This window comes from Vreelandella zhanjiangensis DSM 21076, from assembly GCF_000377665.1.
Lineage (GTDB): Bacteria > Pseudomonadota > Gammaproteobacteria > Pseudomonadales > Halomonadaceae > Vreelandella > Vreelandella zhanjiangensis.
Genome location: NZ_KB898646.1, coordinates 77,224 through 90,265 on the forward strand (window position 1 = coordinate 77,224; position 13,042 = coordinate 90,265).

A 13,042-nucleotide genomic window follows, 5' to 3' on the forward strand; every position below is an offset into this window, starting at 1 on the left:
CATTAGCTAGCGTGCTAGCATAAGGCCAGTTTTATCAGCTGATTATAAGCGCCGTACAAAAGTACGGCGTTTTTTTATGTCTATTCCTTCATTCACTTTCATGGTAGATAGTGACAATAACGCTAATAAAAAAGAATTAAATTTCTTGGGGGCTCTGATGCGTAATAACCAACCTGTTACTCAGCGTGAATACGTCTTGAGCGAAGAGTCTGTATTGATTTCACGCTCTGATTTGAAAGGGCGGGTAACGTTTGCTAACTCCACGTTTGTTGAAGTCAGTGGTTATACACGCGACGAACTTATCGGAGCGCCGCACAATCTACTTCGCCACCCAGACATGCCTGAAGCCGCCTATGCAGACTTCTGGAAGACCATTAAGTCAGGCGCAACCTGGCAGGGGATCGTTAAGAATCGGCGTAAAAACGGCGATTACTACTGGGTCAGTGCAACGGTAGCCCCCCTTAAAGACGGTGACCGGGTGGTGGGTTATACCTCGGTGCGTCGCAAGGTTTCGCCCGAAGCCGTGGCCCAAGCGGCACCTGTTTATGCGGAACTGCGCGAAAAAGGCAGTGCCCGACGCTACAAGCTGGTTCAGGGCGCCCTGCGCCGCAAGGGGCTGGCGGGCCTCTTGGCGCGGTTTAATATCACCAGCTTGAAAGCCAAGCTGATTACCATGGTCGTTACGGCCCTGACGCTACTCTGCTTGGCTGGCGGCTTGGGTATCTATGGGCTGATGGAGTCGGGTAAGCGTCTGGACACGCTTAACCATTCGGGCCTTGAATCCATTGCCAGCCTGCAGCGTATTGAGCGCCACCTGGGGCAGAGCCTTGAAGCGCTAGAGCCAGCGGTGCGCAACCCTCGCCGTGCAAATATTGAGGAGCTGAATGTTGAAGTAGACCAGCATACGGCTACGCTGCGGGAGTTATGGCAGACATTCAAGGCGGATGGAGAGACCAACAATGACTTGGTCATGACATTCGACACTACCTTGAATGAATGGATATCAGGTGTGAATACTGCGCTTGAGGCCATTCAGACCGGGAATGGGTTTGCCGCCTTTGAGGCCCTGAATGACACCATACAACCGCATACCGAAGCGCTTCGTGGAATGAATAGCGAACTGGTCGCGGATGAGCGTGCGCAAGCTCAAGTGCTGGTGGCCGATGCGCAGCGCACTCGTCATCAGATGCTGATTGCCCAGCTAGTGCTGATCGGGATAGGCCTTCTGGTACTGGTCGGGCTGAGTGTGTTCATTCTGCGCAACGTATTGAACGGTCTGGCTGGCGCTCGCCATCTGACCTTTCAGATTGCGGCTGGCAATCTGGCGGCCAGCGAGCGTCAAACGAGCAATGATGAGCTTGGGGATCTGCTTTATTCGCTGGATACCATGCGCTTTAGTCTGGCGAGCATCGTCAACGACCTAGAAGGCCGGGTATCTGTTGTAACGCCTGCGATCAGGCAGATCGCCGCAGAAAATGAAGAGCTCTCTTCGCGTACCGAGCAACAGGCATCATCGCTTCAACAAACCGCGGCCAGCATGGAAGAAATCACCTCCACCGTGCAGCAGAATACCGAAAACGCTCGTCAGGCGACGGACCTCGCCATGCAAAATGCGGCCAGCACCCGAGACACCGGCAAGCAGATGGAGGCGTTGGTCGAGCGTATGCAACGCATCGCGCAAAGTGCAGACAAGATGAATGAAATGATCAGCGTGATTGATGGGATCGCTTTTCAGACCAATATCTTGGCGCTTAACGCTTCTGTCGAGGCGGCTCGGGCAGGGGAGCACGGGCGTGGTTTCGCCGTGGTTGCCAGTGAAGTACGCAATCTGGCTGGGCGAAGTGCCGACGCCGCCCAGGAAATTCGCAAGATGATCGACAGTACCACGCAAGAAGTCAACGGCGGCCGCAGCGCGGTTGAGCAAGCCGAGCGTGCTATTGAAAATGTCATGCGACAGGTGAGTCAAGTCAGCGAGTTGATGGAATCCATTAGCACGGCGTCCAACGAACAGAGCAGCGGTATCGGGCAGATTAATTCAGCCGTGGCTGAAATGGATCATGTGACGCAGCAGAATGCCTCTAAGGTACAGTCCATTGCGGCGTCCGCTGATAACCTGGCGCTGGAAGCGTTTGAGCTTGCTAACGTGGTGGATGCGTTTCGCTTAAAAGGCGTACAGGAAGAGAGCATCGTCACCGCCCGTGAAAAGCTTCAGCACACGCATCAGGCTGAGCAAAAAACGACCCAGCATTTAGCACCGGCTAAAAGTGAGTCTCGGAAGAAACTGGTTGCCCAGCCTCAACATGATGAGTGGGAGGCATTTTAACGGGACCTTACATATAGACATTGTGCTTTCTCTACATCTGGTCTGATGAGAGCGCTCATGCCACAATCTAGGGCGCTGGATTCAACTGCCCACCGCCGAGTTGGCAGCGGGCCATAAAAAAGATGTAGAGGACACCATGCCTGAGTATCGCTCCCGTACGACTACCGCTGGCCGCAATATGGCTGGCGCTCGCGCTTTATGGCGCGCCACTGGTATGAAGGATGAGGACTTTCATAAGCCGATTATTGCGGTCGCCAACTCCTTTACCCAATTTGTGCCTGGTCACGTTCACCTGAAAGATATGGGCCAGCTGGTCGCGCGTGAAATTGAAAAAGCCGGTGGCGTAGCCAAGGAATTCAATACTATCGCTGTCGACGACGGTATCGCGATGGGCCACGATGGCATGCTGTATTCGCTGCCTAGCCGCGACATTATCGCTGACAGCGTCGAGTATATGTGTAACGCGCACTGTGCGGATGCGCTGGTCTGTATCTCCAACTGCGACAAAATCACCCCCGGAATGTTGATGGCCGCTATGCGCCTGAATATTCCGGTGGTCTTTGTGTCCGGTGGGCCAATGGAAGCAGGTAAAACCAAGCTTTTAGATCACGGCCTGGATTTGGTAGATGCCATGGTCATGGCCGCCGATGACAGCGTGGATGATGAAACGCTAGCGGAAGTCGAGCGTAGCGCTTGCCCCACCTGCGGCAGCTGCTCAGGCATGTTTACCGCCAACTCGATGAACTGCCTGACCGAAGCGCTTGGTCTGGCGCTCCCGGGTAACGGCACCGTACTGGCAACGCACTCTGACCGCCGTCGGCTGTTTGAAAATGCCGGCCACAAGATTGTCGAGCTGGCCAAGCGCTACTACGAAGGTGATGAGGCGCATCTGTTGCCCCGCGCTATCGGCTCCAAGGCTGCTTTTCGTAACGCCATGACCTTGGATATCGCCATGGGCGGTTCCACCAATACCATTTTGCACCTGCTGGCGGCCGCGCAAGAAGCGGAAGTCGACTTCACCATGTCGGATATCGACCAGCTTTCCCGCGAAGTGCCTCAGCTGTGTAAAGTGGCACCCAATACTCAGAAGTATCACATTGAAGACGTGCACCGGGCAGGCGGTATCATGGCGATTCTGGGCGAGCTTGATCGCGCGGGTGTGCTGGATACCTCGGTACCCACGGTTTACGGCGACAGTCTCAAGGCAGCGCTGGACGAGTGGGACATCATGCGCTCGCCCAGCCCGGAAGTGGTTGAGTTCTTCAAAGCGGGCCCTGGTGGTGTACCCACCCAGACCGCGTTCTCGCAAAGCACACGCTGGCCAAGCTTGGACGGCGATCGGGCGACCGGCTGTATCCGTAATCTGGAGCATGCGTTCTCGACCCAGGGCGGTCTGGCGGTGCTTTATGGCAATATCGCGCTGGACGGCTGTGTGGTTAAAACCGCCGGCGTCGATGACTCAATTCTGCTGTTTGAAGGCACCGCCCACGTAGTGGAGTCCCAAGATCAAGCGGTTGCCAACGTGCTGGATGGCAAGGTAAAAGAAGGCGATGTCGTGGTGATTCGCTACGAAGGCCCTAAAGGTGGGCCCGGCATGCAGGAAATGCTTTATCCGACGTCTTACCTGAAGTCCAAGGGGCTGGGTAAAGCCTGCGCACTGCTGACCGATGGTCGCTTCTCTGGCGGTACATCCGGTTTATCAATCGGTCACGTATCCCCGGAAGCCGCGGCGGGTGGTGCGATAGGCTTGGTAGAGCAGGGCGATACTATTGTTATCGACATCCCCAACCGCACGATTAACGTCAAGCTTTCCGACGCTGAGCTTGCCGCCCGCCGCGAAGCGATGGACGCCAAAGGCAAAGACGCCTGGAAACCAGTCGAGCAGCGTCCGCGTAAGGTAACGCCTGCGCTCAAGGCTTATGCACTATTGGCTACCTCCGCGGATAAAGGGGCGGTGCGCGACCTTTCAAAACTCGATTAAACTTTCGCAAGGAGCATTATGAAAGCAACGATCAATGTGGGCCTGGTAGGTTATGGGTTCGCGAGTAAAACGTTTCACGTACCGCTCATTCAGGCCACGGAAGGCCTGAATCTGGTGGCCGTATCTTCAAGTGATGCCGACAAGGTGCGCGCTGACCTGCCTGATGTTGAGGTCGAGAGCGAAGCGCGGGCGCTATGCCAACGTTACGATATTGACCTTATCGTGATTCCCACACCCAACGATACCCACTTCCCGCTTGCCAAAATGGCCCTGGCTGCGGGTAAACACGTTGTGGTGGATAAGCCGTTTACCGTGACGCTGTCAGAAGCCAAGCAGCTGAAATCGCTTGCCGTGGTGAAAGAGCGTTTGATCTCGGTGTTTCATAATCGCCGTTGGGATAGCGATTTTTTAACCGTCAAGGCACTGCTTGAGGCCGGCACGCTAGGGCGTGTCACCGGTTTCGAGTCGCGCTTTGACAGATTCAAACCAGAAGTCCGCGACCGCTGGCGCGAGAAAGCCGCAGCAGGTGGCGGTCTCTGGTTTGATCTGGGGCCTCATCTGCTTGACCAGGCGTGTGAACTGTTCGGAATGCCCAACGCCATTTTGCTGGAGCTGGGCACACGCCGCGATGGCGCTCAAGCCGATGATGATTTTCTTGCGCTGCTCGCCTACGATGACCGGCGCGTCCAGTTAAGTGCCAGCGCACTAGTGGCCGAAGCGACACCGCGTTTTCGGATACATGGCACGCAAGGCAGCTATATAAAATATGGCCTGGACCCCCAGGAAGACCGCCTGAAGGCAGGAGAAGCGCCCGCTATAAACTGGGGAGAAGATACCCCTGGTGCGTTAACGTTGCGCGACGGGCAGGATGAAAGCGCATCACTGAAAAGCCATGAACACCCTACTCAGCCGGGTAACTACCTGGCCTATTACCAGGGAATCGTCGAGGCCATTCAAGGCCGCGCTACGTTGCCGGTCGATATCGAAGCCGCGCTACGTTCGATGACGCTTTTGGAAGCCGGCCAGGATAGCTACCGCCAACGCCGCTGGATAGCGCTTAAACCCCACTTTTAACTCCAACACGAATGTCGGCACCCGCTTCACGCGGGTGCCGGTATTCGCTCGCCCCCCGCGCTACTGCCGAATTCGAACAGAGTGACAACCCGTAGAGCGTGGTAAGCGCCAGCGCACCTGCGGAAGCAGCGCGAAGCGCTGCCGGGGTTGGGTGATGGGGGCACTAAGGCATAGCATTGATGGCGAGCCCAAGGCGGCTTGCGCCGCCACCCGCGGGTGCCTTATTTGCTCGTTCCTCGCAAAACGTTACCACGCGCTACGTAGGGGGCTTATCCATCGTTTGATAATGCACAAACCGTAGCGCGTGGTAAGCGCCAGCGCACCCGCGGAAGCAGCGCGAAGCGCTGCCGGGTGATGAGGTGCAAAGCATAGATATAGGCACGGTGACACAGCCCAGGCGGCTTAGCGCCGCTATCCGCGGGTGCCTTATTTGCTCGTTCCTCGCAAAACATTACCACGCGCTACGGTTCTTGCTGGATTCGAAGATCGAGGCCCGCGCTGAAAGGCGTGTCCGGCATTACCTCACAACAAATCAGCAGCGTCCTGACGCTTCTCATCACGTAATTTATCGCGGGCGATATACAGGGCTGCTATGGCGCGGGCTTCATGAAAATCGTCGCGCAGCAGAAGGGCAGGCAGATCTTCGATGGGGTGGGTTTCGACAATAAGCGGTTCTGGTTCATCGCCCGGCAACCGTTTGGGGTACAGGTCAGTGGCAATCAATACCTGCATTCGATGGCGCATATAGTTAGGGGCCAGCGAAAGCTCAACCAGCGGCTCGATGCGGTGAGCGCCAAAACCACACTCTTCCATCAGCTCCCGGTTTGCGGCGGTCACAATATCTTCACCCGGGTCTACAAGCCCTTTAGGAAGCGTTAATACGTAGTCTTCAAAGCCTGCCGCATACTCGCGAATCAGCAGCACATGGTCGGGGTCGGGCATGGCCACAATCATGACGGCGCCACGGTCAGCCCCGGTCAAGCGCTCAAACTGGCGCTCCTCGCCGTTTGAAAAACGTAAATCCAGCGACTCGATATGGAATAAACGGCTTTTGGCTACGCTCTCACGAGCAAGTATCTGCGGCTTGCGCAGGTAGCCGGAAGGAGAATCAGATGCTGACATACAGGCCTCCATGGCTGCTAAAAAGGGGTTAGGCTACAATAGCACGCTTACTCTTTTAGACTGGAGCGGCAATGATTGATTGGCGCGAAATTGATACCGTCCTGCTGGATATGGACGGCACGCTGCTAGACCTGCACTTTGACAGCCACTTCTGGCTTGAGCATTTGCCCCGTCGCTACAGAGAGCTTCATCAGCTTGATGAAGCGTCTCAAAATGCGCTGCAAGAGCGGATTATCGGCGAGCAGGGTACGCTAAACTGGTACAGCCTGGCGTACTGGAGCCGTGAGCTTGATGTCGATATTGTCGCGCTCAAGCGTGAAGTGCAGCATTTAATCGGTCTACGTGGCGATGCGCTCGATTTTCTGAAATGGCTGAAGCAAGCTCACCCTCGCGTAATATTGGCAACCAATGCCGATAGAGCCAGCCTATCGCTTAAATTGCCGTTAACGGGGTTGGAAAACTACCTGGATGCCATCATTTCCTCAGAAGACGTAGGGGCGGCCAAGGAGGAGCAGGCGTTTTGGTTTGCGCTTCAGGAGATCGAACCCTTTGACCCTGCCCGCACCCTGTTTATAGACGATAACTCCCGCGTGCTGGAAAGCGCCCGTGAATTTGGTATCCGGCATTTGCTGGGTATTAAACAGCCGGACAGCCAGTGCCCTGAAAAAGAGCTGCAGGAATTTATCGCCTTGGATCGATTTGCCCAGCTGCTGCCACAAGATACTCCAGGGCAGCAAGGAGAGCGTTAATGAGCGACGCCGTTCGCTTGGATAAGTGGTTATGGGCCGCACGGTTTTTCAAAACCCGCGCGCTCGCCAAAAAAGCCATTGAAGGTGGCAAGGTGCACTACGACGGTGCGCGTGTCAAAACCAGTAAAAACGTCGAGCTGGGGGCGCTGATTCGGGTGCCTCAGGGTTGGGATATCTATGAAGTCGAAGTGATCGAGCTTTCTGACCAGCGCCGTGGCGCGCCTGAAGCACGCAAGCTCTACGCAGAGACGACAGAGAGTGCCGAGCGCCGTGCCCGCGAGACCGAAGCACGCAGGCTTACTAATGAAGCCATGCAGCACCCCCTCAAGCGGCCTGATAAAAAGCAGCGCCGCGATATACAGCGCTTTCAGCGCCAGCCAGGCGAGTAGCCGATACGCTCAATGCCTAACGGGGTGCCAAAGTACCCCTCATAGGTTAATCCGCCAGGTACACTTTTTATCCTAAGGCCCTTTTATGTCTGATCAGATTCAGCGGTTCATGTTTGACCAAACCAATGTACGTGGCGAAATCGTAACGCTGGCCACTGCTTACCACGAAGTACTCACGCGCCATGCTTATCCGCCAGCGGTCAATGAGCTGCTTGGCGAACTGCTGGCCGCCGTCGCGCTGCTTACCGATACCATCAAGCTGGACGGCACGTTAAGCATTGAAGTGCGTGGCCAGGGCGTGCTGTCGCTGTTAATGGCGGAATCCAATCCCGGCGGCGAGCTACGTGCGATTGCCCGTATTGCCGAAGACAGCCACTTGCCCAGCGAACGGACGAGCTTTCGAGAGCTGGTCGGAGAAGGGCAGATCGTCATCACGCTCGACCCGCGAGAAGGCAACCGCTATCAAGGAATCGTCGCGCTGGATCATGAAACGCTTAGCGGCTGTCTGGAAGCCTACTTTAGTCAATCCGAACAGTTGCCTACGCGCTTATGGCTAGCGGCAGACGGCGAGCGCGCTGGCGGCCTATTGCTACAGCGTCTGCCTGATGCCGCGCAGAACCAGGATACTGATGCCTGGGAGCGCAGCGTAGCGCTGGCCGATACCATCAAAACCGAGGAGCTTCTGGGGCTGGAGCAGCGCGAAGTGCTTTATCGCCTTTATCACGAAGAAACCGTGCGCGTATTTGAGCCCAAGTCGCTGCGCTTTGGCTGTACCTGTTCATGGGAGCGCATGGCCGATGCATTGATAACGTTAGGCGCTGACGAACTGCGCGATATTTTGCGTGAACAGGGCGCGATCGATACGCAATGCCACTTCTGTCACACGAAATATCACTACACAGCGGCTGATATTGAAACGTTATTGGATAACCCGGATGCCCCATCACCGGTTATTCACTGATTATGTAGTCGCTTATGCAAGCGCTCTCTAAAAGTGCAAGCTCGCGGAGGGCCAGTAGCGACAACGTATTTGGCAAGTCTGTAAAACGGGTGTTTGAAATTTTACTGCGCTGCAACACAAAATATTGTGTCTTTGTAGTAGTTTAACTACAAAATGTTTGGTGAAAGCCCCCGTTTCCCGGGGGCTTTCTTTTTGCAATAATGCGCCTGACTTCAGCACACCCAGCGAATTTTATGCCGCTGGGATGACTTTTTTTGGTGGCGTCAGTGACGCCCGGTAACGAGAGAATGGCCTTAAGGCCCAGGAATCGAAATGACCACGACTCAAGCCGCTCCCCGAATCCATGTGAACCTTAGCCATGTGAATCTTAGCAGCGCCGAATTGATCGAGCGCGCCGTGGCCCGTGGTGAAGGCCGCTTGTCGGCTGATGGCGCCCTGGCCGTTAATACTGGCGTACGTACCGGCCGTTCGCCGAAAGACCGCTTTATTGTCGATGAGCCGTCCACGCGTGACAGTATTGATTGGGGCAGCGTCAACCGTCCGTTCGATGCCGCTAAATTCGATGCTCTTTGGGAGCGTGTTGAAGGCTATCTGGGTGGTCGTGAGCATTTCGTTTCCGAGCTGCATGTGGGTAGTGATTCCACCCACTATCTGCCGGTTCGTGCGACGACTGAAACCGCTTGGCAGAATCTTTTCGGCCGCACCATGTTTGTACGCCCAAGCGCTTACAACCCGGCAGGTAAAGACGAGTGGGTCATTCTCAACGCGGCAAATTTTGAGTGCGAGCCGAGCCGTGATGGCACCAACTCTGACGGCTGCGTGATTATCAATTTCGCCGCGAAGAAAGTGCTGATCGCCGGTATGCGTTACGCAGGCGAAATGAAAAAAGCCATGTTCTCGGTACAGAACTTCCTGCTGCCGGCGTCTGATGTATTGCCGATGCACTGCTCGGCCAACGTGGGTGAAGACGGCGAAACCTGCCTGTTCTTCGGCCTTTCGGGTACCGGTAAAACCACGCTTTCCGCTGACCAGGCCCGTTACCTGATCGGTGATGACGAGCACGCCTGGGGCGACGGTATCGTCTTCAACATGGAAGGTGGCTGCTACGCCAAGTGTATCGACCTTTCCGAGAAAAACGAGCCGGTTATCTGGAATGCCATCAAGTTCGGCACCGTGCTTGAAAACGTGGTGCTCAATGACCGCCACGAGCCTGACTACGCTGACGATAGCTTGACCCAGAACTCGCGTGCCGCTTACCCGCTTGAGCATGTAGAAAAGCGCGTTCCGGAAAACCTGGCGGGCGAGCCCAACGCCATTGTCTTTTTGACCTGCGATATGTCAGGCGTACTGCCGCCGGTGTCGGTGCTTTCAAAAGAAGCCGCGGCGTACCACTTCCTGTCCGGTTACACCGCTAAAGTTGGCTCTACTGAAATGGGTTCTTCTGAAGGTCTGGCCGCTACGTTCTCTACCTGCTTTGGTGCCCCGTTCTTCCCACGCCCGGCGCGTGAATACGCTGATCTTCTGATCAAGCGTGTTGATAAAAAGGACGCCCAGGTTTACCTGGTGAACACCGGCTGGACGGGTGGCGCTTACGGTGAAGGCGGTTCGCGCTTCTCTATCCCGACCACCCGCGCCATCATCAGCGCAATTCAGTCAGGCGTACTGCGTGATGTGGAAACCAAGCACATTGAAGGCTTGAATCTGGAAGTTCCGGTTGCCGTGCCGGGCGTTGATTCCAGCCTCCTTGACCCGCGCGATACCTGGGAAGACCGTGACGCCTATGATCGCCACCTGAAAGAGCTTGCGACCAAATTCGTGGATAACTTCAAGAAATTTGAAGGCGTAAATGAGGCCATCATCAAGGCCGGCCCGCAGCTGACCTGATGATGAATGGTTAGCAGAGCAAGCCATGCCATAAGGCCGCCTCCGGGCGGCCTTCTGCTATCTATGTATTTGAACGCTTCGTGGAGGCTTTTGCGTCGCGTCCAGATAAAGCGGTAATAGACTGATTGTGATACCTTGTGAGCACTTAAAAATGCTGCATGAGTTAGTTGCAATTTATGGATGTCAATCAGCGAATTATTTCCCGTCTAGCCGATGAGCTAGGCGTGCGTACACAGCAAGTGGCGGCCACAGTCGAGTTATTGGATGGTGGCGCAACGGTGCCTTTTATCGCCCGTTACCGTAAAGAGATCACCGGGGCGTTGGACGATACCCAACTGCGCCAGCTAGACGAGCGGCTGCGCTATTTGCGCGAGCTTGAAGAGCGCCGTGAAGCGGTACTGCTGGCGATTGACGAGCAGGGCAAGCTGGATGTGTCGTTAAAAGCGGCGATCCAGGCAGCAGAAACCAAGCAGCGTCTTGAAGACCTGTATCTCCCCTTCAAGAAAAAACGCCGTACCAAAGCACAAATTGCTCGCGAGGCGGGGCTTGAGCCACTTGCGGATGCGCTGCTGGCCAACCCGGCTCTTGACCCGGAAGCTGAGGCCGAAGGCTACCTGCGCCCGGCTGAGGGCGATATCCCGGCAATTGAAGATGCCAAAGCGGCACTGGATGGCGCCAAGCAAATCCTCATGGAGCGCTTTGCTGAAGACCCCGAGCTAATCGGGCGGCTGCGCGAGCGGCTCTGGCAGGAAGGCGAACTGAGTGCCCGCGTGTTGGAAGGCAAACAGCAGGAAGGTGCTAAGTTTGCGGATTACTTCGAACACGATGAGAAGCTTGCCAAAGTGCCCTCGCACCGCGCGCTTGCGATGTTCCGGGGCCGTAACGAGGGTGTACTGAGCCTAGCCATTCGCCTGCCGGGTGAAGACGAAGCGCCCATCCATCCCGCTCAGGTCGCGATTGCCAAACAGGTCGGCATTAGCGACGAGGGCCGCGCTGCCGATAAGTGGCTGGGTGAAGTAGTACGCTGGACCTGGCGAGTGAAGCTTTATACGGCGCTTGAAACCGAGCTTCTTGGCCGCCTGCGCGAACAGGCCGAGCAAACCGCCATTGATGTCTTTGCGGCGAATCTAAAAGACCTGCTACTGGCCGCTCCGGCAGGGCAGAAAGTCACTCTGGCGCTGGATCCGGGGCTGCGTACGGGGTGCAAGGTCGCCGTTGTCGATGCTACCGGGCAGTTTATTGACCAGGCGACGATCTATCCCCATGCGCCGCAAAACCGCTGGGATGAGTCACTCAACGTTCTCTCGAAGCTGGTTAAACAGCATGGTGTAGAGCTTATTGCGGTGGGCAACGGCACCGCCAGCCGTGAAACCGACAAGCTGGCCATTGAGCTGCTTAAAGCGCTGGCGCCAGCGCATCGATTAAGCAAAGTAATGGTGTCTGAAGCCGGCGCTTCGGTATATTCCGCGTCTGAATACGCTTCCCGCGAACTGCCTGATCTCGATGTGACGATACGCGGCGCGGTATCCATTGCACGCCGTTTGCAGGACCCGCTGGCTGAGCTGGTTAAAATTGAGCCCAAGTCGATTGGTGTCGGCCAGTATCAGCATGACGTTTCCCAGGTACAGCTATCGCGCAGCCTTGAAGCCGTAATTGAAGACTGCGTTAACGCCGTCGGCGTCGATCTTAATACTGCCTCCAGCGCTTTGCTCTCGCGTGTAGCAGGATTAAGCACCGCCATCGCGGAAAATATCGTAGCGCAGCGTAATATTCAGGGCGCGTTCAAAAGTCGTAAAGCGTTACTCGAAGTGAGCCGCTTAGGGCCCAAAACCTTTGAGCAGTGCGCCGGCTTCCTGCGTATCCATAACGCCGAAAACCCGCTGGATGCCAGCGCCGTACACCCCGAGGCGTACACACTGGTTGAGCGTATTGCCAAGCAAAACGGCCGCGAAGTAAAAGGTTTGATTGGCGATAGCGCGGCGCTGAAAGCCTTGAAGCCTGCTGATTTCGCTGATGAACGCTTCGGTATTCCGACCGTCAGCGATATTTTGAGCGAACTGGATAAGCCGGGACGTGACCCCCGGCCTGAGTTCAAGGCCGCTGAGTTTCGGGAAGGGGTAGAAACCTTAAAGGATCTCAAGCTGGGTATGGTATTGGAAGGCACGGTTACCAATGTGACGCCTTTTGGTGCTTTTGTGGATATCGGTGTTCACCAGGACGGCTTGGTGCATATTTCCGCGCTGTCTGACCGCTTTATCGATGACCCGCGCAGCGTGGTCAAAGCGGGCGATATTGTATCGGTTAAGGTAATGAGCGTGGATATTCCCCGCAAGCGGATCGGTCTTTCCATGCGCCTGGATGATGAGCCTGAGCAAGAGCAAAGCGCGTCAGGCAAGGCCTCCCACAGTGATACGCGCAAGCCCGCGCGCAGTCAGCGCCAAGGGAATAAACCCAATGAAGCGCCTGCTCCGATGGGCGCTTTAGGCGCTGCGCTGTTAAAGGCGCGCAAAGGTAAATAGCCGCATGTCTTGAATATTTAATGGTTGCCGCCATATCCTG

General features: G+C 55.9%; 9 protein-coding genes. 8 read left to right on the forward strand and 1 reads right to left on the reverse strand.

Going from position 1 to position 13,042, the window contains the following annotated elements:
- The first annotated feature begins 157 nt into the window (after positions 1-157).
- From D467_RS0100290 to D467_RS0100300, 3 genes are all read left to right on the forward strand, one after another.
- Positions 158-2,323 carry a methyl-accepting chemotaxis protein gene (locus D467_RS0100290; protein ID WP_040460003.1) on the forward strand — a complete coding sequence of 722 codons (2,166 nt, stop codon included), beginning with the start codon at positions 158-160 and terminating at the stop codon, positions 2,321-2,323.
- 136 nt (positions 2,324-2,459) lie between these two features.
- Entirely contained in the window at positions 2,460-4,304 is a 1,845-nt protein-coding gene (gene ilvD, locus D467_RS0100295) for a dihydroxy-acid dehydratase (RefSeq protein ID WP_018915498.1), read from the forward strand.
- A gap of 18 nt (positions 4,305-4,322) precedes the next feature.
- A complete protein-coding gene (locus D467_RS0100300; RefSeq protein ID WP_018915499.1) occupies positions 4,323-5,378 on the forward strand; it encodes an oxidoreductase in 1,056 nt (351 codons plus the stop codon).
- 522 nt (positions 5,379-5,900) lie between these two features.
- Here D467_RS0100300 and nudE read toward each other — a convergent pair.
- Entirely contained in the window at positions 5,901-6,500 is a 600-nt protein-coding gene (gene nudE / locus D467_RS0100305; protein ID WP_018915500.1) for an ADP compounds hydrolase NudE, read from the reverse strand.
- 71 nt (positions 6,501-6,571) lie between these two features.
- Between nudE and yrfG the strand changes: the two genes are divergently transcribed.
- The 5 genes from yrfG to D467_RS0100330 all read left to right on the forward strand — a co-directional run bounded on the left by yrfG (position 6,572) and on the right by D467_RS0100330 (position 13,002).
- Entirely contained in the window at positions 6,572-7,249 is a 678-nt protein-coding gene (gene yrfG / locus D467_RS0100310) for a GMP/IMP nucleotidase (protein WP_018915501.1), read from the forward strand.
- Positions 7,249-7,638: a ribosome-associated heat shock protein Hsp15 gene (gene hslR, locus D467_RS0100315; protein ID WP_018915502.1), complete on the forward strand. Its 390-nt coding sequence runs from the start codon at positions 7,249-7,251 to the stop codon at positions 7,636-7,638. The genes yrfG and hslR overlap by 1 nt, the downstream gene beginning before the upstream one ends.
- Positions 7,639-7,723: 85 nt before the next feature.
- On the forward strand, positions 7,724-8,599 hold the full coding sequence (hslO, locus tag D467_RS0100320) for an Hsp33 family molecular chaperone HslO (RefSeq protein ID WP_018915503.1): 876 nt from the start codon (positions 7,724-7,726) through the stop codon (positions 8,597-8,599).
- Between the two features lie 312 nt (positions 8,600-8,911).
- Positions 8,912-10,483, forward strand: coding sequence for a phosphoenolpyruvate carboxykinase (locus D467_RS0100325; RefSeq protein WP_018915504.1), 1,572 nt, complete (start codon positions 8,912-8,914; stop codon positions 10,481-10,483).
- A gap of 176 nt (positions 10,484-10,659) precedes the next feature.
- The gene (locus D467_RS0100330; protein WP_018915505.1) at positions 10,660-13,002 is read left to right on the forward strand and encodes a Tex family protein; all 2,343 of its coding nucleotides are present in this window, start codon (positions 10,660-10,662) and stop codon (positions 13,000-13,002) included.
- Positions 13,003-13,042: the final 40 nt, after the last annotated feature.